Genomic DNA, 23,135 nt, shown 5'->3' with positions numbered 1-23,135 from the left:
TCTTTTAAGTACTTCATTTGGCGTTTTAATTTGAAAATATCCGGCTTTTAATTTTATTGTATTGTTTAATTTGTGCGTAAAACCTGCACCTGTCCAGTTTTGAGCAAATCTCTTACCTCTATCAAGGTTTAAGAAAAGTTCATTAAAAGCGTAAACACTCCAAGTTTTCGAAAGAGGATAACTTACATTCAAATCGTATCGTAACCAATTTTGAAATGCATCAACATTAAAATCTTGATGAATAAAGCGTTGCTCTAATCTAAAACGATGTTTTGCAGTAAATTCTCCCCAAAAAGACTTTAAATTTAAATCTTGGTAGTAACGATATTCGTATAAGTAATTTGATGGTGATTCGTAAGTTCTATCTGCTGTAGCGTAACTTAGACCAAGTGTAACATTTACCTTTGGATTAAATGTATAATTTAAACCTAACCTGTATATTTCTTGTTGAAAGTTTTCTGTAAGCTCATAATATCTAAAATGAGCCATCGTTTTTAAACCAAATTTATCAGATAATTTATGTGAACCGTTATACATAAACCAAGTACCTAATTTATCTTCTGCGGTAGATTGAGCCTTTGCTTTATTAATTATAAAGCAAAGGCAAATAAATAATAATAGTTTACGCATATTAATTTATAGAGTAAATTTTAGTGTCTTTAAATAAAGAAATTTTAATAGACTCTGTTTCTTTTTTGTAGTCTAACCAATCTTTATTAAAGAATGCGTTTGTTTCTGTAAGAGCTTTTTTAAATTCTTCTTTAAATTGATTCATTAAAACAGTCTCTGTTGATGTTTGTTCTCCAAAACGAGAACGGATGTACCTACTTGCTTGTCCAAAACGTTGGTTAACTGTAATTTCTCGGATTTCTAGTAATACCTTGTCTTTTGTCTATAGAACCTAAATATTTAGCAAGTAAACCATCTATCTTTTTAATAACATCTTTAGAAGACTTAATTTGATCTTTATATTTTTTCTTGTCTTCTTTTGTTAACTGAGATTTAATTGTAGTTGCAGTATTTTTGCTTTCAACTAGTTGTTTTACAACATTTGCAATTTTCTCTTGATACCTCTCTAGCTCTTTACTTGCATTGTATTTTTGATTAATTGCTTTGTCAGAAATTTTTAATCTAGGATCAAATTCTACTTTGATGTTTTGTTCTTCTATGACATCTCCAAATGTCATTTTTAAACGATAAGTACCTGGTTTTACTGTAACACCACCAGGTTCTCTACTAGATTTTCTAATTCTTCTAGAAGCTCTTGCAACACCTTTTTCTCTTAAATACCATGTAGTTTTATGTACACCGTTTTCTTTAGGAGCTTTAAATTTTAAAGTTCTAATTTGTCTATTACCATCAAAAATTTCTAATTTAATAGAATCGAATTTTACTTTATTTTCTTTTGATGATTTAGTTTTAGTTCTAGGCACATTAACATAATAAGAAATTAGTGCACCACTTCTTCTGTTTTCTCCTTGATAAAGTCCGTCTGCACCAAATCTACTACCTGTAGGTTGTTGTCTTGCTGCTTGATAAGCTACAGGAGGTTCAAATAAATGTAGTTTTTTAGAAGTTGCGTTTTTAGCAGCTAAAGCTCTTAATGGTTTAATGTCATCTAACACCCATGCAGCTCTACCAAAAGTACCAATAACTAAATCGTCTTCTCTTGGGTGAATTACTAAATCTTTAACAGGTACAGTTGGGAAACCGTTTGTCCATTTTGTCCATTTTTTACCAGCATCTACAGAAATGTATAAACCATCATCTGTACCTAGAAATAATAAATTTTCATTTTTTGGATCTTCAATTATAGATAATGTATAACTCTGTACATCATTTTCATCTACAATTCTTTCCCACGTTTTACCGTAGTTTTTAGTTCTATAAGCATACGGAGTGTAATTAAAACGTCTATAATCATTTGCGATTAAAAGAGCTTCGCCTTTATTTTTGTTTGAAGCTTTAATTTGAGTAATCCAGCTATTTTCTCGGTAAACCTTTTAAGTTTTTAGCTACGTTTGTCCAAGAGTTTCCTCCGTTCATTGTAATATGAACTTGACCATCATCTGTTGCTGCCCAAATTACATCTTTTTGTAATAAAGAAGGTTCTATAACAAGCACAGTACAGTGATTTTCTGCACCGGTTGCATCCATAGTTAAACCACCGCTTTCAGATTGTCTTAATTTTTCTGGATCATTTGTAGATAAATCCGGAGAAATAACCGTCCATGTTAATCCTTTATCAGTAGATTTATGTACAAATTGACTACCAAAATAAAGTGTAGAATTATCGAATGGATCTATGTTTATTGCAGAATTCCAATTAAAACGCAATTCTACATTAGGATCTTTGTGTGTTGGTTTTACAGAATAATTATTACCTGTTAAGTAATCAAATCTAGATACAGAACCTTGTTGGCTCATTGTCCAACCATATCTAGAATCGTCTTTGTCCGGTACAACATCAAAACCATCACCAAAACTAATCTCTTGCCAATAAGAATTTCTAATTCCTTGAGATTTCCAAACATAAGCAGGACCTCTCCAAGAACCATTATCTTGCATACCACCGTAAACATTATAAGGAAATTCGTTATCAACATTTATATGGTAAAACTGTGCAACAGGTATGTTACCTATAAAACGCCAAGATTTACCACCATCTTTGGTAATATTTAAACCACCGTCATTTCCATCAATCATAAATTTACCATTATTTGGATGGATGTACCAAGCATGATGATCTGGATGCACACCATTATCTACACCATAAGCAGGCATTAATTCTTTAAAGCTTTTTCCACCATCTTGAGAAACGTTCACATACGTAAAAACTGTATATAATCTGTTTTCATTTTGAGGATCCACGTAAATTTCTGAATAATAGAACGGACGATTTCCGATACCAGGTTTATCGTTTATTTTTTTCCACTTAAAACCACCATCTTCACTTTTGTAAAGTGCATTTTTTTTAGATTCTACCAAGGCATACACAATGTCTGGATTACTTGGTGCAATAGCAACACCAATTCTACCTAATTCGCCTTTAGGAAAACCTTCTTTTTCTGTGATTTTTTTCCAATTATCACCTCCATCATAAGTAATATATAATCCGGAGCCTTCTCCTCCGGATTTAAAAAACCAAGGATCACGCTTGTGTTCCCACATTGCAGCGATTATTTTATTAGGATTGTTTGGATCCATTATTAAATCTGCAGCACCGCATTTTTCATTTGTAAATAAAATTTGTTTCCAAGTTTTACCACCGTCAGTTGTTTTATAAACACCACGTTCTTTATGTTCTCCCCAAGGAGAACCAATTGCAGCAGCGTAAACAACATCCGGATTTGTAGGATCTATAACAACTCTGTGAATATGTCTTGTTTTTTCTAAACCCATAGATTTCCACGTTTTACCGGCATCCAAAGTTTTATAAATACCAAAACCACCATTTAAACTGTTTCTTGGATTACCTTCACCAGTACCTGCCCAAACAACACTTGGGTTAGATTGTTGTATTGCAACAGCACCAATAGAGGCTGTAAGTTCTTTCTCGAAAATAGGTTCCCATTTAACGCCACCGGATGTAGATTTCCGGATACCGCCGAAGCAGTACCAGCATAAATAATTTCTGGGTTAGCTGTAACAACATCTATAGAAGTTACTCTACCGGACATACCGCCCGGACCAATATTTCTAGGTTTCATGTTTTTTACTAAATCCATAGAAAACTCTTGAGAGAAGAGTAGGGAAGTAGCGCACAAAAAGACAAGTGTAAATAGTTTTTTCATTAGTTTAAGTTTGTTGAATTTGAATATTAGCGAACAAGATACAAAATAGAAAACGCTCAATAAAAATTGAGCGTTTTTTTAACATAAATTAGCATTTTAAGAACCTTACAAATAGATTTAGTCTTCTTTCTTTTTAGGTTCTCTGTTGTTTTCTTTTAAGGCTTGCATTAACATCCATTCTATTTGACCATTTGTAGAACGAAACTCATCTGCCGCCCATTTTTCTATAGCTTTTAGCATATCTTCATTAACTCGCAACGCGAAAGCTTTCTTTTTTGCCATATTATTTGTTTACAAATTGAACAACAGTTTCAATTAATTCTTTTGATAAAGGGAAATCACTAGAATAATAAGATTTTAAATTATCTTCTTCTTTTTCTATAGTTTTTAAAACATGATTCATGTTTTTGATAAGAACTAATTTTGCATTAGCATTCGCTTCTTTAAGCTTTTTCGCATCTTCAATTGTAACTTGCGTATCTTTTTCTCCTTGAATAATTAGAGTAGGAATTGTCAATTTCTTAATTTCTTCTAAAGGATCAATTTGCAACCAAGAATATAAAAAAGGTTGATTTCTTTTTGAAAAAATAGTTACTAAAAACGGATTTATCTTTTCTATTTTTCCTCTAATTCTAAGTGTATCGAACTGTTTTTTTACAATAACACCTAGCATAGGATTATTCTTTTTTATTTGCTGAGTCATTATTTTATCTATTGTTTCTCCTGCGCCAGCAATAGAAATATATTTATCGATATTTTTTGATGCTAACATTGCAATTAAAGAACCTTGACTATGACCTGCTAAAATAATTTTAGAAAATTGTTTTTCTTTTTTTAAATGAGAAATTACTGTTTCCACATCAATCACAAAATCTCTAATTTTTGTGTCTTTTAAATATGGATAGTTTTTTTTATTAGCGGTTCTTTTGTCATAACTAAAAAAAGCAATATTCTTTTTATTTACAGAATCTCTAAATTCTTTAATGTAATTTGCTTTTACTGGTGTACCCGCTTGATTACCATTTCTGTCTACATTACCAGAACCATGCACCCAAATTATTAACGGAGATTTTTCTTTTGTAAACGTTAACGTTCCGGGTAATTCTATTTCTCCGTTTTTAATTACAATTTCTTCGGATTCTATTTGTGCAAAAGCAGTTGTAATTCCGAATAAAATAATAACTATGGATGTAATAATTTTGATCATTTTAAATTTATTTCATAGGTTTTTAAAACCTGAATTACACTTTCTTTTTGTTGAGTTCCTATAAGAAGCTTTTTGCCATCTTTAAGCTCTAATTGAATACCAATATCGCCGAAACATTTATACATTTTCCTTTTTCTTTATTCCAAAATGAACCACCTTTAAAACCCCAACCACCATATTCTCCTATAGGATCGTAAGTTCTAACATATACTTTATTTATTTCTGTCCATTTTATCAATTTTAATTTTAAATGAAACGGAAAAAAATGATAATAAATTCCTTTTTCATCTATTCCGGTTTTAAGTTTAAAAAGAAAAATTAGTAAGGCAGAACCTATTATAGCTAAAATGCTTAAAATAAGTTCATTTGTACTAATAGAAGAGTTGGCTTTATTATAATCTTGTAGTATAAGAGTAATAGGTACAATTAAACTAACAGACATTAATAAAATTAACCAAGTTTGCGTAAAGCGCTGCTCTTCTTTAAAAACTTTCATATTAACGGTTTTTATCTCTTTCGAATATTACAGAATTCCAACCGCTAGGAACTTCTTTAAAAACCCATCCTTCTCTTGCATACTGATTTAACAAATCTTCAAAATTTTGAACTCTATTTCTTAAGCCTAGTTTTAAGGTTACAACTTTGTATTCTTTCATTTTTTTACTTTTTTATTTTTATTAGCATCATAAATAATTCCGAATGCAATTCCTAAACTTACACCAATTGCAATGTTATTCATAACAACGCCAATAGCTGTTCCTACTGCAATGCCAATTGCAAGACCTGTTCCTTTTTTATGTTCCATATCTTAATGACTTAATGTACCAGCGTTCACAACCGGAGAAGCTTCTTTATCTCCACAAAGTATAACTAGAAGGTTACTTACCATTGCCGCTTTACGTTCTTCGTCTAGCTCTACAATTTCTTTTTTATTTAACTCTTCTAATGCCATTTCAACCATTTCTACAGCACCTTGCACAATTTTGTGTCTAGCAGCAACAATTGCCGTTGCTTGTTGTCTTTTTAACATTGCCGATGCAATTTCTTGTGCATAAGCTAAATAACCTATTCTTGCTTCTAAAACCTCAATACCGGCAATAGATAAACGTTCGTCTATTTCTTTTTCAAGTGCTTCCGAAACTTCATTAACGCTAGAGCGTAAAGTAATATCTTCATCATGGCCTTCATCAGCAAAATTATCATAAGGATACATGCTTGCCAGTTTTCTAACAGCTGCATCTGTTTGCACTCTTACAAAGTTTTCGTAGTTATCAACATCAAAAGCCGCTTTATATGTATTTGTAACACGCCAAACTAAAATGGTAGAAATCATTATTGGGTTTCCTAATTTATCATTTACTTTTAATCTTTCAGAATCGAAATTACTAGCTCTTAAAGAGATTGTTTTTTTCTAAAAAAGGATTTGCCCAATACAAACCATTTGCTTTTATGGTTCCAACATATTTTCCGAAAAGCAAAATTACTTTAGATGTGTTTGGGTTTACTAGAATAAAACCAAAGAAACCAATAAAACTTAAAAAGGTAATAATTAAATAGATTGGCGTTTTATGATAAAAAGCCATTACAATACTACCTATAAATAGCGTAAAAACTGTAAAAAGCATTAAATAGCCATTGGCAAGTTTTATTATTTTTTCTGATTTCATGATGTTTGTTTTAGATTGATATTAAATTGATATCACTAATATATCAATTATTTTGTAGTTACCAAAATTAATTTGAATTATATTTTTTATAACTTCGCAAAAAATATATAAAATTTTAACAATGAAACTTAAATTATTTTTATTGATTTCTTTCTTCTTTATGTCTAAACCAGCAGCAGAAGATACTCTGTTTTGGGGGCAAAATGGTCATAGAGCAACAGGTAAAATTGCAGAAGGCCATCTTACTAAAAGAGCAAAAAGAAAAATAGATAAATTATTACAAGGGCAAAGTCTAGCTTTTGTATCTACTTATGCAGATGAAATTAAAGCAGATAGAGCTTTTCGTAAATATTCTTCTTGGCATTATGTAAATATGGGCCTTAATGAAAGTTATGCTGATGCTGCAAAAAATCCTAACGGAGATATTGTAACCGGAATTAATAAATGTATATCAGTTTTAAAAGATGATAATAGTTTAGAGGCAGACAAAGCTTTTTATTTAAAAATGCTTGTGCATTTTATAGGAGACTTACACCAACCAATGCATATTGGGCAAAGAGAAGATAAAGGTGGTAATACCATACAAGTGCAGTGGTTTGGTAAAGGAACAAACTTACATTCGGTTTGGGATACTAAAATGATAGAAAACTGGAATATGAGTTATTTAGAATTGGCAGACAATGCAAGAGATTTATCTAAAAAACAAATTGCAGCAATAAAAGAAGGTACAATTGTAGATTGGGTTAATGAAGTACATCAATTAACTAAAAAAGTTTACGGTTCTGTAAAAAAAGGAGAGAACTTACGTTACAGATATTCTTACGATCATTTTAGTATTGTAAGAGATCAATTACAAATAGGAGGAATACGATTAGCTAAAATTTTAAATGATATTTTTAGTTAATTTTATTGCTAACAAATACTAAGCCTCATTAAAATTAATGAGGCTTTTTTTATGTTAAGAATTTAATAAATGATAAAAAATAATTCTAAAAAAGCGTATTTTTATAAAATGAAAACAAAATTATTAATTGGTTGTTTACTTTTGGCATTTATTGTTTCATGTAAAAATGAGACAGCGAATTCCGAAGTAAAAAAAACAGAAGAAATTTCTAATATTTCTGTAAAGTCTTATTCTTATGATGAGTTAAAACCTTTACTAGAAAAGAAAGACGATAAAATTTATGTTGTAAATTTTTGGGCAACTTGGTGTGCACCGTGTGTAAAAGAATTACCTTATTTCGAAAAAATTAATAAGGAATATGCTTCTAAAAATGTAGAGGTTTTATTGGTGAGTTTAGATTTTCCGAGGCAAGTAGAAAAAAGTTAATTCCTTTTATTAAGAAAAGAAATTTACAATCTAAAGTAGTTTTATTAGATGATGTAAACGAAGATGTATGGATTAAAGATATAGATTCTACATGGTCTGGTGCGATACCAATTACCATCATTTATAATAAAGACAAAAGAAAGTTTTACGAGCAATCTTTTACCTACGAGTCTTTAGAAAGCGAATTAAATAAATTTATAAACTAGATAATTATGAAAATTTTAAAAACAACTTTAGTATTAGTTATGGTTGCTTTTTTATCAGCTTTTACTTTAAAAGTAGATAAAGAAAGTTATAAAATAGGAGATAAGATTGAAGACTTCACTTTAAAAAATATAGATAATAAAATGATATCGTTATCAGATTATAAAAACGCAAAGGGTTTTGTAATCATTTTTACCTGTAATACTTGTCCGTATTCGGTAGCAAATGAAGATCGAATTATTGCTTTGGATAAAAAGTATAAAGAAAAAGGATTTCCGGTAATTGCAATAAATCCTAATGACCCTGTTGCTGTGCCAGATGATAGTTTTGCTAAAATGAAAGATAGAGCTAACGAAAAAGGATTTACTTTTCCTTATTTATTGGATGTCGGTCAGAAAGTATATCCAAAATTCGGAGCAACAAAAACACCACATGTATACATTGTTACTAAAAATGATATGAAGGTAAAATATATTGGTGCAATAGATAATAGTTCTAGAAATCCAGATAAGGTTACAGAAAAATATGTAGAAAATGCGCTAGATGCTTTATTAAAAGGTGCTGAGATTCAAAAGAAAGAAACAAGAGCGATTGGTTGTACAATCAAAGTTCAATAAATAAAATAAAAAATCCCAAACAATTTAGTTTGGGATTTTTTTATTATTCTTCGATGCTAACATGAAACAAAGCATCTCCTTTATTTACAATTGGTGTTTTGTTAGTGCAAAAAACGTGACCGTTAAATGGTGCATAAACTTTCTTTTTAAATTCGCCAAAAGGATCTTGTATAACTCCTAAAACATCTTTTTTCTTTACATAGCTGCCGTTAGCAACTCTTACTTTAAACATTCCGAATGCGAAGCTCTAAGCCATTTTGCTTTTTTAACATAAATCGGAGTTTCTCTAACTGTTATTTCTCCTTCAATTAAGCCTAAATGAATTAAAACATTCTTTGTTCCATTTACACCTTCGTTAATAATTGTAGGGTTTAATTCTTTTGATTTTCCACCTTCAAACAACAAAACAGTTTTTCCCATTTTATGAAGAGTTTCTCTAAGCGATTTAATTATGTTGTTAGAGTAAACTATAATTGGCGGATTAAAAACTTTAGCAAGTTCTAAACCTTTATCATCATCTTTATTACATCTTATTTGTGCAATATTATCTCTTTCTCCGCCGCCCGTATGAAAATCGATTACATAATCTATAAACGGAGCAATTTCTTTTGTAAACTGATATGCAAATTGACTTGCTAAAGAACCATTTGCTGTTCCTGGAAACATTCTGTTTAAATCTCTACCATCAGGAAACTCTCTGGTTTGTATTAAGTAACCAAAAATATTAAAAACAGGAATACAGATTATGGTTCCGTTTTTAGGTTTATTAATTCCTAAACTAATAATTTCTCTAATAATTCCTACGCCGTTTGTTTCATCACCATGTATTCCGGCTAAAAGTAAAACTACCGGTCCCGGGTTATGAGATCTTTCAATAATAACAGGAACCTTTACTGTAGTACGTGTATGTAATTTTGCAACTTCTAAATCTAGAACTGTGCGTTTTCCTTTAGGAATTTCTTTTCCTAATAGTACAAAAGGTTTATTCGACATGTATTTCTAAATAACGTATAATTTCTTTGGCAATATTTTTACCAGTAGCAATTTCTATACCTTCTAATCCCGGAGAAGAGTTTACTTCTAAAACTAAAGGTCCTTTAGAAGATTGTAACATATCTACACCAGCAACTCCTAAACCTAAAGCTTTGGTTGCTTTTAGTGCAGTTTTTTCTTCTTCGTCTGTCAATTCTATAACAGTTGCGTTACCACCTCTGTGTAAATTAGATCTAAACTCACCTTCTTTTCCTTGACGTTTCATAGCGCCAATAACTTTACCATCTACAACAAAAGCTCTAATATCTGCGCCGCCAGCTTCTTTAATAAATTGTTGTGCAATAACTCTTGCGCCCAAACCATTAAAAGCTTCTAATACAGATGTAGCAGCATTTTTTGTTTCCGCTAAAACAACACCTAAACCTTGTGTACCTTCTAATAATTTTAAAACCAATGGCGCACCACCAACAGATTCTACCACGTGTTCTACATCTTTTGTGTAATTTGTAAAAACAGTTTTTGGTAAACCAACACCAGCTCTAGCTAAAATTTGTAAACTGCTTAATTTATCTCTAGATCTAGTAAGTGCTTGAGAAGAAACAGATGTAAATACTTTCATCATTTCAAATTGACGAATTACTGCTGTACCATAAAATGTAACCGATGCACCAATTCTAGGAATAATGGCATCAATGTTAGTTATGTATTCTCCTTTATAATGAATTTTAGGAGATTTCTTTTCTATCTCGATATTGCATTTTAAATGATCTACCACCTGAACTTCATGACCTCTTTTTTCTGCGGATTCAACCAATCTTCTAGTAGAGTATAATTTCGGATTTCTAGATAAAATTACAATTTTCATTTATTTATATTTTTTAATTTGTGTGATAAGTCTTTTTTTATGGTGTCTATCACAAACTTTTTATTTAAAAATTTTCTTCCAAGTAATATAGGAAATTTCATGTCTTTTCTTTCACTTAAAGTCAAATAAATAGGAAATTTCTTCTGAAACATAATTATTTCTGTATGTATCATAAATCGAGTTTCAGAAATTCCATTAGAACTTTTAACAATTTTAGAAGCATAGTTTTTAAAAGTAAACTCTTTATTATTGTAAAGATCGTGTTCGGATCTAATAATTTAAACCGAATATAAGTTGAATCATCAACAGTTATTTCTTTAATATTAGAACAGTGTATAGAAGAGGTATAAGCACCAGAATCTATTTTAACATCTATATCTGTTAAAGATAATTCGGAAAATCAGCTTTGTCAACTCTTCCAATTGTAATTTTCATCCGATTGTTTTAAGTACTGTAAAATTAACAATACTAATTCATTTTAAATAAGAAAATTATTACAATTTTGCAATTGCAGCTTCTGCACATCTTTCACCGTCCATGGCAGCAGAAATTATTCCACCGGCATAACCACCACCTTCACCACAAGGAAATAATCCTTCTATTTCAGTATGTTCTAGATTTTCTTTTCTAGGTATATTTACAGGAGATGAAGTTCTAGATTCTACACCAATAATATTTGCTTCATTGGTATGATAACCATGCATTTTTTGTCCGAAAGCAGCAAAACCTTTTCGTAATCTACTTCCAATAATTTTAGGTAATAACGAGTGTAAAGGTGCAGATTTTAAACCTGGTTGATAACTACAATCATTTAAATCTGTAGAAAATTTTCCATCTATAAAATCTCCTAATCTTTGTGCAGGTGCAGTTTGACTTCTTCCGCCAGCGTAAAAAGCAATTTTTTCTAAATCTTTCTGAAATTCTAAACCTTTTAAAGCACCAAATTTCTCATATTTTTTAAAATCTCTATCAATATCTAATTCTACAACAATACCGGAATTAGCAAATTTGTTATTTCTTTTACTTGGCGACATTCCGTTGACTACAACTTCTCCGTTTGCAGTTGCTGCAGGAACTATAAATCCGCCAGGGCACATGCAAAAAGAATACACTCCGCGATTATTAACTTGGTGCACTAAACTGTAGGCAGCTGCGGGTAAAAGCTCGTCTCTTTCACCAAAACAGTGGTATTGAATCTGATCTATAATTTCTTGCGGATGTTCTACACGAACTCCCATTGCAAAAGACTTTGCTTTTAAAGCAATTTCTTTTTTATGTAATAATTCGTAAACATCTCTAGCAGAATGACCAGTTGCTAATATTACAGAATTTACAGACATTTCTTGTCCGTTTTGTAATTGAATTGCTTGTAATTTATTGTTCTTTACAATAAAATCTGTTACTCTAGTTTCAAAGTGAACTTCGCCACCAAATTTTAAAATGTTCTCGCGAATATTTTGAATTATTTTAGGTAATTTATTGGTTCCAATATGCGGATGTGCATCAATTAAAATTTGTTCTGTAGCGCCATGAAATACTAAGTTTTCGAAAATCCTTCTAACATCGCCACGTTTTAAACTTCTTGTGTATAATTTTCCATCAGAATATGTACCAGCGCCACCTTCACCAAAACAATAATTAGAATCTTCGTTTACAAAATGATCTTGGTTAATTGCTTTTAAATCGCGTCTTCTTTTTTGTACATCTTTACCTCTTTCTAAAACTATTGGTTTGTAACCTAACTCGATGCATCGTAAAGCAGCATACATACCCGCAGGTCCAAAACCTACAATATGCACATCTTTTGCGTTAGAAACATCCTTGTAATTAAATATATAATCAGATTTTTCTGGAATCGGTTCATTTAAATATACAGCAACTTTATAATTAAAAATTATATCTTTTTTACGTGCGTCTATCGATTTACGCAAAACTTTTACCGCATTAATTTCCTTTTTATCAACTTCTAACTTTTTAGAAGCTTTGTATAAAAGTATATTTTCTTTGCGTTCTTCTATTAAATTTACACGAAGCTGAATTTCTTTAACCATTTTGCAAAAGTAATTAAATTAGGTGTGATTATACTGATGAAAATAACACAGTTTTTAAAACTGATATTAGAAGTTTTAATTAAATAACTAATTAGTTAAAGGTGCATTTAATCATTCTATCGTTACCAAAGTAATCTTTTTTAGAATGATGTTTGTAAAGCCTTTTTCTTTTAGCATTAAAACAGTTTCTTGGCCTAAATATTGATTGATTTCAAAAAACAAAACTCCGTTTTTTAACAAATGATTTTTAGCTAAATCTGCGATTTTCTTATAAAATAATAACGGATTATCATCTTCTACAAAAAGGGCTAAATGTGGTTCGTTGTTTAAAACATTTTGTTTTATTTCTGCTTTTTCTAGCTCTCTAACATATGGCGGATTTGAAACAATAATATCAAATCTTTGTGGCAAGCTAATAGTTTCTAAAATATTCTGTTCTATAAAACTGATTTCTACATTGTTTAGAAGTGCATTTTTTTTAGCCACTTCTAAGGCTTTATTAGAAACATCAATGGCAAAAATATTTGAGTTTTTTTGCTCTTTAGCTAAAGATATAGGAATACAACCAGAACCAGTACCAATGTCTAATATTGATGCTTTTTCGTTTGATATTTCTTCTGTTTTGTTTATTTCTTCTAAAATCCAACTAACTAATTCTTCGGTTTCTGGTCTCGGAATTAATGTGTTTTTATCAACTAAAAAAGGATATCCATAAAACTCTGTATTTCCAATAATGTATTGAATAGGTTCTTGTTTTTGAAGTCTTGTGATAATGTTTTTTAATTCGATTTCAATAGTATCTTCAATTAAATAATTTGGGTTGAGTACAATATCAATCCTTTTTAAATTTAGTTTTTCTTCTATTAAAATGAAAAAAACGAGTCAATTTCTGTTTGTGGATATGTATTAGAAAGAGCTTCTGTAAATAGAGTTTTAAATTCTTTTAATGTCATAAGATAATTATAATAAAGGACTAAAAAACCTACACAAACGCTCTAAAGTTTTCTGTTTGTTAGATCTATTTAAAAATTCTTCTAAGTTAATTTTGGTAGCTTTACTTTTTCTTTTGTCAAACTCTTCTCTAATTGTAGAAGTGGCTTTTTTATCAAAAATAATGGCATTTAATTCGTAGTTGTGTTCAAAACTTCTACAATCAAAATTTGTAGAACCAATCGATGCAATTTCATCATCAATAAAAATTACTTTAGAATGAGCAAAATCGTCTCTAACATAAATTTCTACACCCGCTTTTAATAAGTCTTCAAAATATGAATACATACTGTAAGTTGCTACTCTAGAATCTCCTTTTTTTGGCAAAACAAGCATTACTTTAATGCCGCTTAAAGCCGCAATTTTAAAAGCTTCTAAAATAGAAAAAGTAGGTATAAAATAAGGATTCATTACACAAATACTTTCTTCTGCTAAGTTTATAAAACTAAGGTATTGTTGCATTACAACAGATTGATCATAATCTGGCCCGCTAGAAACAATATGAATTTTAGAGTTTGCATTAGTTTTGTGTTTCTTGGTATATTTTTCGTTTTTACTTAAATCTTTTTCTGTTGCATAATAGTAATCTCTTAAAAAAGTTTTGTGTAAATTATTTACTGCATCACCTTCTAATTTTATGTGTGCATCTTGCCAAATACCTAAAAAATCGTCATCATTAATATACTCATCAGTAATATTAACACCACCGGTAAATCCTATTTTATTATCAATTACACAGATTTTTCTATGATTTCTAAAATTTAAAGTGAAAATAAAATTACCATATCTTAAAGGCATTTCCGGGTGAATTTCTACGCCAATATCTTTCAGCTCTTTTTTAATTTTACTTTTTAAATCGAAACTTCCAATAGCGTCGTATAAAATTTTCACTTCAACGTTTTCTTTTCTCTTTTCTTTTAAAAGTTCTATTAATTCTGATAAAATTTTACCTTCTTCAATAATATAGTATTGCAGGTGAATAAATTCTTTGGCGTTTTTAATCGCTTCGAAAATAGATTCGAACGTTTCTTTACCGTTTTTTAAAATGGTTAAATTGTTATTAACATCTAAAGGAATCCCAGTATTGTTGTAAATTAAATTAGATATTTTTTTTGATTTATTACCCTTAAGTTCTTCTGTGTTTTTATTCTCTTTATTGTCAAAAGTACTTTTAATGTAGTTTTTTCTTTTTTAGTTTCTTTTAGTTCAAAAAATTTGATTTTTCTTCTATTAATACCAAATAATAGAAACGCAAAAACGCCTAAAAAAGGAAAGAAAAAACAAATAAGAATCCAGCTTAAAGACTTTGAAGGTTTTACGCCAAAATATAAGATATTGTAAAAAGCCCAACTAAAAAGTAGAATATGTATGCCGAGAAAGTATGTAGTAAATCAAAATTAGTTAATTTTTTTAAGCATCCAAACATTACAAGAATAATGGCCGGTGTTACCCATTGGTTTGTCTAAATTTACAAAACCATTTTTTGCGTACAGTTTTACGGCAGCTTCCATGTATGGCATTGTTTCTAAATAACAATTATCAAAACCAAATTCTTTTGCTTTTTCTAAGCATTTGGTAATTAATTTGGTTCCAATTCCTTTACCTCTAACAATTGGTAAGAAATACATTTTTTGCAGTTCGCAAATGTTATCTTCGCAATTATCTAGTTTAGCAATTCCAGCGCCACCAACTACAATATTGTTATGTTCTACCACAAAGTATGCAACTTTTTCTTTTTGATAATTTTCGAACATGCCATCAGTAGCTTTATCTTCGTAGGCAGTTCCAATTTTTGGCGCGCCCATTTCTAGAATTACACTTCTAATTACTTCAGAAAGTTGTTTATTGTCTTTAGGTTGAATTTCTCTTATTATAAAATCTGCACTTGTCATTTAATACTGTATTTTTGCAAGAGCAAGTTACCTAAAAAAATAATCTTATTTGATGAAAAACATACTATATTTTTCGCTACTGTTTTTGTTGATATTTGGCTGTTCTGTTCAAAAAGAACCAGTTTTTGTTAAGGTTGATAATGTAAAAGTAGTCAGTTTTGCTGCAGATACCATAAAGTTAAAAGCAATTGCTTTTTTTGAAAACCCAAATGATGTTGGCGGAAAAATTTCTACTGATGATTTGGCTGTTTTTGTAAACGATACAGAAGTTGCTCAGATATTTTCTGAAGATTTTAAAGTACCTGCAAGAGATAACTTTTCGATACCCTTAATTGCACATATTCCTACCAAAAACTTTTTAAATTCTAATAAAAACGGAATGTTAGAGGGTTTGATTAATTCGTTTATATCAAAAAAAATAAGTGTAAGAATTAAAGGAAATTTAGAATATGTAGTTTTCGGTTTCAAAAGAGATTTTTGGTAGACAAAACAGAAGAAATTAAAATTAAATTTTAGGTTATTAACAAAGAAGTTTACATAAAGCGTTGCTTACAAATTGCAGAAAACGGAGTAGGAACAACAAGACCAAATCCTTCTGTAGGTGCAGTAATTGTTTACAATAATAAAATTATTGCAGAAGGATTTACTTCTCCGTTTGGCGGTAATCATGCAGAAGTAAATGCAATTAATGCGGTAAAAGATAAGTCGGTTTTAAAAGATGCTACAATCTATGTAACATTAGAACCTTGTAGTCATTTTGGTAAAACACCACCGTGCGCAGATTTAATAGTAAAACATCAATTTAAACAAGTTGTAATTGGTTGTTTAGATTCTAATACGTTGGTTGCAGGTAAAGGTGTTAAGCGTTTAAAAGATGCAAATATTAATGTGGTTGTTGGTGTTTTAGAAAATGAGTGTAGAGCGCAACATAAACGATTTTTAAGTGTTCAAGAAAATTTAAGACCGTATATTATTTTAAAATGGGCAGAAACCAAAGATGGTTTTATTGCGCGAGAAACTAAAAAAGAAAAAAAGCCTGTTTTTATTTCTAACTCGTATTCACAACAATTAGTACATAAATTAAGAAGCAAAGAACACGCAATTTTAGTTGGTACAAATACAGCTTTGGTAGATAATCCGAAGTTAAATTTAAGAACTTGGTCGCGGTTTAAACCCTGTAAGAGTAGTTTTAGACAGAACACTTAAAATAAAGCAAAGTGCTAATCTTTTTGATAAAACGATAAAAACAATTGTTTTAACAGAAAAAAATCAGAAAAGCTTAATTCAGAAAATTTAATATTCGAAAAAATTAATTTCGACGATAATTTAGCAGCTACTATTATTAATGTATTGTCTAAGCATAAAATACAATCTTTAATTGTAGAAGGTGGTACGCAAACCTTACAAACATTTATTGCCCAAAATTTATGGGATGAAGCGTTAGTCTTTGTTGGTAATTCTTCTTTTAAAAAGGGTGTTGTTGCACCAAAGATTGCTAAAAATTACAAAGAACATTTTATTAAAGATGATGTTTTAAAAATTTATAAAAATGATTAAAAATATAATTTTCGACTTTGGTGACATTTTTATCAACCTTGATAAAGAAGGAACTTATAAAGCGATGGCAAAACTTGGTGTCACAGAAATTTCTAACGAAATGGTAGAAATTTATCATCAGTATGAAAAAGGTTTCATTTCTTCGGATGAATTTATAGACTTTTACAAGCAGAAGTTTCCTACTATTGATAGCAAAGATTTGGTGGATGCGTGGAATGCAGTTTTATTAGATTTTCCTGAAAGAAGACTAAAGTTTTTAAAAGAATTGAGTAATTCTAAGAAATACAACCTTTTCTTATTAAGTAATACCAATGATTTGCATATTTCTTGGATTCAAGAAAACTGGGGAATGGATTTGTACTCAGAATTTAAAAATTGCTTTTCTAAATTTTATTTATCTCATGAAATTAATTTTAGAAAACCGATTTAGATATTTATCAATTTGTGCTTACAGAAAACAATTTGGTTGCTAAAGAAACGCTATTTGTAGATGATTTAAAAGTAAATACAGATGCCGCTAAAACTTTAGGTATTAATGTTTGGAATTTAATTCCGGGAGAAGAAGATGTAGTAGAATTGTTCACTAAAAAACATATTTAATTTGATTTTTTTATTGTTAAGTATCCTGTTTTCTACAGGATTGTTTGTGATTTTTAAATATTTTGGTATTTATAAAGTAGATGTTTTAAAAGCCATATTTGTAAATTATATTGTTGCATTTTCAATGGGTTTTTTACTTGCAGAAAGGCAAATACCTATTTCAGAAATTTATTTGCAACCTTGGTTTCCTGGTGCTTTGGTTTTGGGGGCTTTGTTTATTTCTATCTTTTTTGTGATGGCCATGACAGCTCAGAAAAACGGAGTTTCGGTAACTTCTATCGCAGGTAAAATGTCTGTGGTTGTTCCGGTTTTATTTGGTATATTTTTATACAACGAATCTGTAACTATATTAAAAGTTCTAGGAATCGTGATAGCATTAATTGCGGTCTATTTATCGTCTGTTAAAGAAGAAAAAACGCAGAATTCGGGTACTTTACTATTCCCAATTTTATTATTTATTGGTTACGGTGCTATCGATACTTTAATAAAATACGTACAAGTAAATCATGTTGCAGATCAAGACGTTTCTATATTTTACGGAAGTTTATTTGGTATTGCAGCGATATTTGGTGGTCTAATTTTAACAATTAAAGCAGTTAGAAAAAGAAGTTCTTTTGGACTTAAAAATATTATTGCAGGTGTTGTTTTAGGAGTTCCAAATTATTTTTCTATTGTATTTTTAATAAAAGCTTTGCAAAATAAAAACTTTGAAAGTTCTACGTTGTTTACAGTAAATAATGTAGCTATTGTAATTGTATCTACACTAGTTGGCTTATTACTTTTTAAAGAGAAATTTAGTTTAAAGAATAAGATTGGTGTGGTCTTAGCAATTCTAGGTATTGTTTTAGTAACCATTGCATAAATGAAAGAAGACGTATATAAAACAATAGAAAAACCATCAGTAGAAACTCTTTTTAAAGAAAAAGGGAGTAAATTTTTTGGATACACATTTCCTGTTACTTCAGAAGATGATGTAAAGGAAAGATTAGAAGAGCTTCGAAAAAAACATCACACGGCGCGTCATTTTTGTTATGCTTACCAATTAGGAATTGAGAAAATTAAATTTAGAGCAAATGATGATGGTGAACCAAATAATTCGGCTGGAATGCCAATTTATGGTCAAATTCAGTCTTTTGAAGTTACCAACATTTTGGTAGTTTCTGTTCGTTATTTTGGCGGCACAAAATTAGGCGTAGGTGGTTTAATTTCTGCTTATAAAACATCAGCACAAATGGCGCTTGAGGCTTCTGATATTTTAGAAAAAACCATTAATATTTTCTATAAACTTACTTTTAATTACGATTTAATGAATGCTGTTCAAAGAGTGGTTAAAGAAAAAAATATAGAAATTGTACATCAAAAATTAGAAATGAATTGCGAATACACCATTTCTGTTCGTAAAAATGATTCAGAAATGATTTTTACTATTTTTCATAACTTGTACAAAGTTGAAATTAAAGAATTAGAGTAATATCTAAAATCCTAAGCTTTCTAATAAGTATTTTGGGCATCGTGTTGGCTTCATGTTAGCAGCGTTTATAAATGCTAAGACAGTGTTTCCTGTACAAATTAATTCATCATTTTGATTTTTAATTTCATAATCAAATTCTATTTTAACCAAAGGTTCTTTTTTTAACAAAGTGTGTATTGTTAAAACATCATCATAAAGAGCAGATTTAATAAAATTACAGCTTAAAGAAATAACAGGTAGTATAATTCCGTTAGTTTCCATATCTTTGTAAGTAACGCCTAAAGAGCGTAGCCATTCTGTTCTACCAAGTTCAAAAAATTGCGCATAATTACCGTGATATACTACACCCATTTGGTCTGTTTCAGAATATCTAATTCTTGTTTTCGTTGATGATTTTTTCAATTGTTATAGATAGAATTTATTTTAGCATTTTACGTAAAAAAAGTTAATAATCAATAGCAAATTGATTTTTTTATACTGAATTTTATTCACACTTTTGTACAACCTAAGAAAGCAGGCAAGTTCTCTTTTTTCGCCCAAAAAATAATAATCTAAATAGTATCAAAATTAATAAATGACTTTAACTGCTGACTCAGTTTGGAATGAATGCTTGTCTTTTATAAAGGACAATATCAAACCACAAGCATACAAAACATGGTTTGAACCTATTAAACCCGTAAAACTTTCAGGAGAAGCTTTAACTATACAAGTACCAAGTAAGTTTTTCTATGAATGGTTAGAAGAACACTACATAAAACTTTTAAGAGTTGCATTAGTAAGACAATTAGGTAGTGATGCCAAATTGATTTACGATGTAAAAATGGAAAACAATTACAGTAGTAATAGACCGCAAATTGTTAAAATTCCTAGTTCTAATAGAGATCCTTTAAAGCCACAAAAAGTTGCTGTGCCTTTAGAATCGAACAAAAGAGAATTAAGAAACCCGTTTGTGATACCTGGTTTACAAAAAGTTAAAGTAGAGTCACAATTAAATCCTAATTATAATTTTTTAAATTTTGTAGAAGGAGATTCTAACAGGTTGGCAAGATCTGCTGGTATGGCAGTTGCAAACAAACCTGGTGGTACTTCTTTTAATCCGTTATTAATTTACGGTGGAGTAGGTTTGGGTAAAACACATTTAGCACACGCAATTGGTGTTGATATTAAAGATAAATATCCGAGACAAAACAGTGTTATATATTTCTTCGGAAAAATTTACACAACAATTTATAGACTCTGTAAAATCGAATACAAGAAATGATTTTATTCATTTCTATCAAATGATCGATGTTTTAATTATTGATGATGTACAATTCTTGTCCGGTAAAGCAGGTACACAAGATGTATTTTTCCATATATTTAATCATTTACATCAAAATGGCAAGCAAGTTATTTTAACGTCAGACAAAGCGCCTGTAGATATGCAAGACATAGAGCAGCGTTTGTTATCTCGATTTAAATGGGGATTATCTGCAGAATTACAAGCGCCAGATTACGAAACTAGAATTTCTATTTTAGACAATAAATTGTTTAGAGATGGTGTAGAAATGCCAGAAGAAATTGTAGAATATATTGCAAAAAATATCAAATCTAATGTTAGAGAATTAGAAGGTGTAATTATTTCTATGATTGCGCAAGCTTCTTTTAATAGAAAAGAATTCTCTTTAGAATTAGCAAAACAAATTGTAGACAAATTTGTTAAAAATACCAAGAAAGAAGTTTCTATAGATTACATACAGAAAGAAGTTTCTAAGTATTTTGATATGGATGTAGCTACATTGCAATCTAAAACTAGAAAGCGCCATATTGTACAAGCACGTCAATTGGCAATGTATTTTGCTAAAAGATTAACAAAAACGTCATTGGCAAGTATTGGTAATCAAATAGGGCAGCGAGATCACGCAACAGTTTTACACGCATGTAAAACCGTAGATAATTTAACTGAAACTGATAAGCAGTTTAAAAAATATGTAGAAGATTTAACTAAAAAGTTAACTTTCTAGTTTTTTAATAAAAGACAATTTAATTTGATGAAAAAAGTACTAATGGTTTGCTTAGGAAATATTTGTAGATCTCCTTTAGCCGAAGGTATTTTAAAATCGAAAGTAGATTCTAAACAAGTTTTTGTAGATTCTGTGGGTACAGCAGCTTATCATGTAGGTAATTTGCCAGATGATCGTTCTATTGCTGTGGCTAAAAAGTACAACATCGATATTACTAATCAATCTGCAAGAAAATTTACAGTTTCAGATTTTGATTCTTTTGATATTATTTATGCAATGGATAGCAGTAACTTAAATAATATACTTGCATTAAGTAGAGATGCTGCTGATACACAAAAAGTAAGGTTAATTTTAAATGAATCTGAACCTTCAAAGAATCTTTCAGTTCCTGATCCATATTATGGTGGAAAATCCGGTTTCGAAGACGTTTTTAATATGCTAGATAAAGCATGTACTGTTATTGCTAAGTCTTTATAATATTCAACTTAAAATTTACAAGTTTCTAAAAATATATAGTTATGATTGGTAAACTCTATTTAATTCCGACAACTCTTGGAGATACAGAACCTTTAGAGGTAATGCCTTTATCGGTAAAAAAAGTAGTAGAAGAAATTGATTATTATATTGTAGAAAACGAAAAAACAGCTCGAAGATTTATTAAGAAAATTTCACCTAAAAAATCCCAACCTTCTTTGCAATTGATGTCTTTAGACAAGTATGCAGACGAAATGGAAACGAGAAAGTATTTAGATGTTTGTAGTGAAGGAATAAATGTTGGTTTACTTTCAGAAGCAGGTGTACCGGCTGTAGCAGATCCAGGAGCAACTATTGTAAAAATGGCTCACGAAAAAAATATAAAAGTAGTGCCATTAGTTGGTCCAAGTTCTATTTTAATGGCAATGATGAGTTACGGTATGAACGGTCAAAATTTTGCATTTAATGGGTATTTGCCAATAGACAAAGGAGACAGAAAAAGAGCTTTAAAAGATTTAGAAAAGTTGTCTAAAGATAAAAATCAATCTCAAATTTTTATAGAAACTCCGTATAGAAATGAAAAAATGTTTGCAGATTTAAAGGCTATATTAGCACCAACAACTAATTTATGTATTGCTGCAGATATTACATTACCATCAGAATACATTAAAACATTGTCAATTAAAGATTGGAAGTTTCAAACACCGAGACTTACACAAAAAACCTGCTATCTTTATAATTCACAAATAAGAAACTTTAAACTTTAGCGTTTTTATCTGCTTTAATAATAGAAACATTATAGCCAGAAAACTTTTTTAAATAAGATTGAATTGAAGCACCATAAGCATCAGAAAATCTTATAGAACCATTACTTCTTAAAAACTTTTTTACATTTCCAGCTCCACTTAAATGTGCTGCAGCCAAAATTCCCGATTCGGTAATTTTAATTCCGTTAATTGTTTTTCCTGCAGATCTTTTAATATCCTTTCTAAGAATCCATTTATTAACTTTACACAAAGCAACAAATGCTTTTTCTTGTAATTCGGATTGTTCAAAAATTCTTGAGTGTTGTAAATTCTAAATCTTTGTAAAGTAGTTCTACCAAATTGATATTTACCTAAATAACCTAGTGTGTTTACTGTTGCATATTTTCCTTGAGATTCTTTAAATGCAACTGCTTCTTTAAAAGCAACAAAATCTTTTTTAAGGTAAAAGATGTCGCTATTAAAATGCTTAGGAAAAGTTACCTTGTTATTGTAGGTAATTTCCTTTAATTTAGTTTTTTTCTTATCAATAGCCGTTGCATTGATAAAAAGAGCTATTACGCTGATTAAAAGTATTTTATTTTTGATAAAATATATATCTTTCTGTTTTGCGGGTGCAAATGTACGATATAATATTAAACTGATTGATACACAGT

20 protein-coding genes and 11 pseudogenes are annotated in these 23,135 nt (G+C 29.8%); 13 read left to right on the top strand and 18 right to left on the bottom strand.

Annotated features, from left to right (window positions below; all coding sequences use genetic code 11):
* Window positions 1-42 precede the first annotated feature (42 nt).
* The 8 genes and pseudogenes from ACZ1HD_RS11150 to ACZ1HD_RS11115 all read right to left on the bottom strand — a co-directional run.
* Window positions 43-537, bottom strand: a pseudogene (locus tag ACZ1HD_RS11150) (DUF2490 domain-containing protein); the annotation flags it as partial.
* A 94-nt stretch (window positions 538-631) separates the two neighbouring features.
* A pseudogene (locus ACZ1HD_RS11145) lies at window positions 632-3,794 on the bottom strand (VPS10 domain-containing protein).
* Between the two features lie 117 nt (window positions 3,795-3,911).
* Complete coding sequence (locus tag ACZ1HD_RS11140; RefSeq protein WP_077809713.1) at window positions 3,912-4,076, bottom strand: type II toxin-antitoxin system antitoxin; 165 nt, start codon at window positions 4,074-4,076, stop codon at window positions 3,912-3,914.
* Between the two features lies 1 nt (window position 4,077).
* Window positions 4,078-5,001, bottom strand: coding sequence for an alpha/beta hydrolase (locus ACZ1HD_RS11135; RefSeq protein WP_472687459.1), 924 nt, complete (start codon window positions 4,999-5,001; stop codon window positions 4,078-4,080).
* A gap of 88 nt (window positions 5,002-5,089) precedes the next feature.
* On the bottom strand, window positions 5,090-5,497 hold the full coding sequence (locus ACZ1HD_RS11130; protein WP_472687458.1) for a hypothetical protein: 408 nt from the start codon (window positions 5,495-5,497) through the stop codon (window positions 5,090-5,092).
* Between the two features lies 1 nt (window position 5,498).
* Complete coding sequence (locus ACZ1HD_RS11125; RefSeq protein ID WP_472687457.1) at window positions 5,499-5,657, bottom strand: DUF4177 domain-containing protein; 159 nt, start codon at window positions 5,655-5,657, stop codon at window positions 5,499-5,501.
* A complete protein-coding gene (locus ACZ1HD_RS11120; protein ID WP_472687456.1) occupies window positions 5,654-5,806 on the bottom strand; it encodes a glycine zipper domain-containing protein in 153 nt (50 codons plus the stop codon). The genes ACZ1HD_RS11125 and ACZ1HD_RS11120 overlap by 4 nt, the downstream gene beginning before the upstream one ends.
* A gap of 3 nt (window positions 5,807-5,809) precedes the next feature.
* Window positions 5,810-6,668 (bottom strand): annotated as a pseudogene (locus ACZ1HD_RS11115) (SPFH domain-containing protein).
* A 121-nt stretch (window positions 6,669-6,789) separates the two neighbouring features.
* Between ACZ1HD_RS11115 and ACZ1HD_RS11110 the strand changes: the two are divergent.
* The 3 genes from ACZ1HD_RS11110 to ACZ1HD_RS11100 all read left to right on the top strand — a co-directional run bounded on the left by ACZ1HD_RS11110 (window position 6,790) and on the right by ACZ1HD_RS11100 (window position 8,819).
* Entirely contained in the window at window positions 6,790-7,572 is a 783-nt protein-coding gene (locus ACZ1HD_RS11110) for a S1/P1 nuclease (RefSeq protein ID WP_472687455.1), read from the top strand.
* A 108-nt stretch (window positions 7,573-7,680) separates the two neighbouring features.
* The gene (locus ACZ1HD_RS11105) at window positions 7,681-7,998 is read left to right on the top strand and encodes a TlpA disulfide reductase family protein (protein WP_472687454.1); all 318 of its coding nucleotides are present in this window, start codon (window positions 7,681-7,683) and stop codon (window positions 7,996-7,998) included.
* 212 nt (window positions 7,999-8,210) lie between these two features.
* Entirely contained in the window at window positions 8,211-8,819 is a 609-nt protein-coding gene (locus tag ACZ1HD_RS11100; protein ID WP_375241393.1) for a thioredoxin family protein, read from the top strand.
* 43 nt (window positions 8,820-8,862) lie between these two features.
* On the opposite strand, the pseudogene ACZ1HD_RS11095 reads toward ACZ1HD_RS11100, so the two are convergent.
* The 8 genes and pseudogenes from ACZ1HD_RS11095 to ACZ1HD_RS11060 all read right to left on the bottom strand — a co-directional run bounded on the left by ACZ1HD_RS11095 (window position 8,863) and on the right by ACZ1HD_RS11060 (window position 15,610).
* Window positions 8,863-9,812: pseudogene (locus tag ACZ1HD_RS11095) on the bottom strand (succinylglutamate desuccinylase/aspartoacylase family protein).
* Window positions 9,802-10,677, bottom strand: a complete 876-nt coding sequence (gene rimK, locus ACZ1HD_RS11090; protein ID WP_079736937.1) for a 30S ribosomal protein S6--L-glutamate ligase — start codon at window positions 10,675-10,677, stop codon at window positions 9,802-9,804. The pseudogene ACZ1HD_RS11095 and the gene rimK overlap by 11 nt, the downstream one beginning before the upstream one ends.
* Window positions 10,674-11,112, bottom strand: a pseudogene (locus ACZ1HD_RS11085) (ATP-dependent zinc protease family protein). Before ACZ1HD_RS11085 ends, rimK begins: the two are co-directional and overlap by 4 nt.
* A 59-nt stretch (window positions 11,113-11,171) precedes the next feature.
* Entirely contained in the window at window positions 11,172-12,728 is a 1,557-nt protein-coding gene (locus tag ACZ1HD_RS11080; RefSeq protein WP_472687453.1) for an NAD(P)/FAD-dependent oxidoreductase, read from the bottom strand.
* Window positions 12,729-12,819: 91 nt separating this feature from the next.
* Window positions 12,820-13,681 (bottom strand): annotated as a pseudogene (prmC, locus tag ACZ1HD_RS11075) (peptide chain release factor N(5)-glutamine methyltransferase).
* 7 nt (window positions 13,682-13,688) lie between these two features.
* On the bottom strand, window positions 13,689-14,825 hold the full coding sequence (gene cls, locus ACZ1HD_RS11070; protein WP_472689337.1) for a cardiolipin synthase: 1,137 nt from the start codon (window positions 14,823-14,825) through the stop codon (window positions 13,689-13,691).
* On the bottom strand, window positions 14,813-15,052 hold the full coding sequence (locus ACZ1HD_RS11065) for a PLDc N-terminal domain-containing protein (RefSeq protein ID WP_472689336.1): 240 nt from the start codon (window positions 15,050-15,052) through the stop codon (window positions 14,813-14,815). Before ACZ1HD_RS11065 ends, cls begins: the two co-directional genes overlap by 13 nt.
* Before the next feature lie 63 nt (window positions 15,053-15,115).
* A complete protein-coding gene (locus ACZ1HD_RS11060) occupies window positions 15,116-15,610 on the bottom strand; it encodes a GNAT family N-acetyltransferase (RefSeq protein WP_472687452.1) in 495 nt (164 codons plus the stop codon).
* 52 nt (window positions 15,611-15,662) lie between these two features.
* Between ACZ1HD_RS11060 and ACZ1HD_RS11055 the strand changes: the two genes are divergently transcribed.
* From ACZ1HD_RS11055 to ACZ1HD_RS11030, 6 genes and pseudogenes are all read left to right on the top strand, one after another.
* Window positions 15,663-16,094: a hypothetical protein gene (locus ACZ1HD_RS11055; protein WP_472687451.1), complete on the top strand. Its 432-nt coding sequence runs from the start codon at window positions 15,663-15,665 to the stop codon at window positions 16,092-16,094.
* A gap of 35 nt (window positions 16,095-16,129) precedes the next feature.
* A pseudogene (ribD, locus tag ACZ1HD_RS11050) lies at window positions 16,130-17,167 on the top strand (bifunctional diaminohydroxyphosphoribosylaminopyrimidine deaminase/5-amino-6-(5-phosphoribosylamino)uracil reductase RibD).
* Entirely contained in the window at window positions 17,160-17,597 is a 438-nt protein-coding gene (locus ACZ1HD_RS11045; protein WP_472687450.1) for an HAD family hydrolase, read from the top strand. The pseudogene ribD and the gene ACZ1HD_RS11045 overlap by 8 nt, the downstream one beginning before the upstream one ends.
* Window positions 17,598-17,629: 32 nt before the next feature.
* Window positions 17,630-17,767: a hypothetical protein gene (locus tag ACZ1HD_RS11040; RefSeq protein ID WP_472687449.1), complete on the top strand. Its 138-nt coding sequence runs from the start codon at window positions 17,630-17,632 to the stop codon at window positions 17,765-17,767.
* Window position 17,768: 1 nt separating this feature from the next.
* Window positions 17,769-18,629: a GRP family sugar transporter gene (locus ACZ1HD_RS11035; protein ID WP_472687448.1), complete on the top strand. Its 861-nt coding sequence runs from the start codon at window positions 17,769-17,771 to the stop codon at window positions 18,627-18,629.
* Window positions 18,630-19,238 (top strand): IMPACT family protein, encoded by a 609-nt coding sequence (locus ACZ1HD_RS11030; RefSeq protein WP_472687447.1) that lies wholly within the window; start codon window positions 18,630-18,632, stop codon window positions 19,236-19,238.
* 3 nt (window positions 19,239-19,241) lie between these two features.
* Here ACZ1HD_RS11030 and ACZ1HD_RS11025 read toward each other — a convergent pair whose 3' ends face one another.
* Window positions 19,242-19,640 carry an acyl-CoA thioesterase gene (locus ACZ1HD_RS11025; RefSeq protein ID WP_472687446.1) on the bottom strand — a complete coding sequence of 133 codons (399 nt, stop codon included), beginning with the start codon at window positions 19,638-19,640 and terminating at the stop codon, window positions 19,242-19,244.
* A gap of 172 nt (window positions 19,641-19,812) precedes the next feature.
* Between ACZ1HD_RS11025 and ACZ1HD_RS11020 the strand changes: the two are divergent.
* The 4 genes and pseudogenes from ACZ1HD_RS11020 to ACZ1HD_RS11005 form a co-directional block, all read left to right on the top strand.
* Window positions 19,813-19,953: pseudogene (locus ACZ1HD_RS11020) on the top strand (DnaA N-terminal domain-containing protein); the annotation flags it as partial.
* A 105-nt stretch (window positions 19,954-20,058) separates the two neighbouring features.
* A pseudogene (dnaA, locus tag ACZ1HD_RS11015) lies at window positions 20,059-21,241 on the top strand (chromosomal replication initiator protein DnaA).
* A gap of 27 nt (window positions 21,242-21,268) precedes the next feature.
* Window positions 21,269-21,718: a low molecular weight protein-tyrosine-phosphatase gene (locus ACZ1HD_RS11010; protein ID WP_472687445.1), complete on the top strand. Its 450-nt coding sequence runs from the start codon at window positions 21,269-21,271 to the stop codon at window positions 21,716-21,718.
* A 41-nt stretch (window positions 21,719-21,759) separates the two neighbouring features.
* A pseudogene (locus ACZ1HD_RS11005) lies at window positions 21,760-22,465 on the top strand (SAM-dependent methyltransferase).
* Between the two features lie 6 nt (window positions 22,466-22,471).
* Here ACZ1HD_RS11005 and ACZ1HD_RS11000 read toward each other — a convergent pair.
* Window positions 22,472-23,099 (bottom strand): annotated as a pseudogene (locus tag ACZ1HD_RS11000) (peptidoglycan-binding protein LysM).
* Window positions 23,100-23,135: the final 36 nt, after the last annotated feature.

This window comes from Polaribacter sp. HA6-7 (assembly GCF_055693625.1).
This window is presented reverse-complemented; position numbering and strand designations above follow the sequence as displayed.

Bases quoted from the DNA above. Each gene is read 5' to 3' on its own strand.
- ACZ1HD_RS11140 (WP_077809713.1), bottom strand. From the start codon at position 4,076: ATGGCAAAAAAGAAAGCTTTCGCGTTGCGAGTTAATGAAGATATGCTA.
- ACZ1HD_RS11135 (WP_472687459.1), bottom strand. From the start codon at position 5,001: ATGATCAAAATTATTACATCCATAGTTATTATTTTATTCGGAATTACA.
- ACZ1HD_RS11130 (WP_472687458.1), bottom strand. From the start codon at position 5,497: ATGAAAGTTTTTAAAGAAGAGCAGCGCTTTACGCAAACTTGGTTAATT.
- ACZ1HD_RS11125 (WP_472687457.1), bottom strand. From the start codon at position 5,657: ATGAAAGAATACAAAGTTGTAACCTTAAAACTAGGCTTAAGAAATAGA.
- ACZ1HD_RS11120 (WP_472687456.1), bottom strand. From the start codon at position 5,806: ATGGAACATAAAAAAGGAACAGGTCTTGCAATTGGCATTGCAGTAGGA.
- ACZ1HD_RS11110 (WP_472687455.1), top strand. From the start codon at position 6,790: ATGAAACTTAAATTATTTTTATTGATTTCTTTCTTCTTTATGTCTAAA.
- ACZ1HD_RS11105 (WP_472687454.1), top strand. From the start codon at position 7,681: ATGAAAACAAAATTATTAATTGGTTGTTTACTTTTGGCATTTATTGTT.
- ACZ1HD_RS11100 (WP_375241393.1), top strand. From the start codon at position 8,211: ATGAAAATTTTAAAAACAACTTTAGTATTAGTTATGGTTGCTTTTTTA.
- rimK (WP_079736937.1), bottom strand. From the start codon at position 10,677: ATGAAAATTGTAATTTTATCTAGAAATCCGAAATTATACTCTACTAGA.
- ACZ1HD_RS11080 (WP_472687453.1), bottom strand. From the start codon at position 12,728: ATGGTTAAAGAAATTCAGCTTCGTGTAAATTTAATAGAAGAACGCAAA.
- ACZ1HD_RS11060 (WP_472687452.1), bottom strand. From the start codon at position 15,610: ATGACAAGTGCAGATTTTATAATAAGAGAAATTCAACCTAAAGACAAT.
- ACZ1HD_RS11055 (WP_472687451.1), top strand. From the start codon at position 15,663: ATGAAAAACATACTATATTTTTCGCTACTGTTTTTGTTGATATTTGGC.
- ACZ1HD_RS11045 (WP_472687450.1), top strand. From the start codon at position 17,160: ATGATTAAAAATATAATTTTCGACTTTGGTGACATTTTTATCAACCTT.
- ACZ1HD_RS11030 (WP_472687447.1), top strand. From the start codon at position 18,630: ATGAAAGAAGACGTATATAAAACAATAGAAAAACCATCAGTAGAAACT.
- ACZ1HD_RS11010 (WP_472687445.1), top strand. From the start codon at position 21,269: ATGAAAAAAGTACTAATGGTTTGCTTAGGAAATATTTGTAGATCTCCT.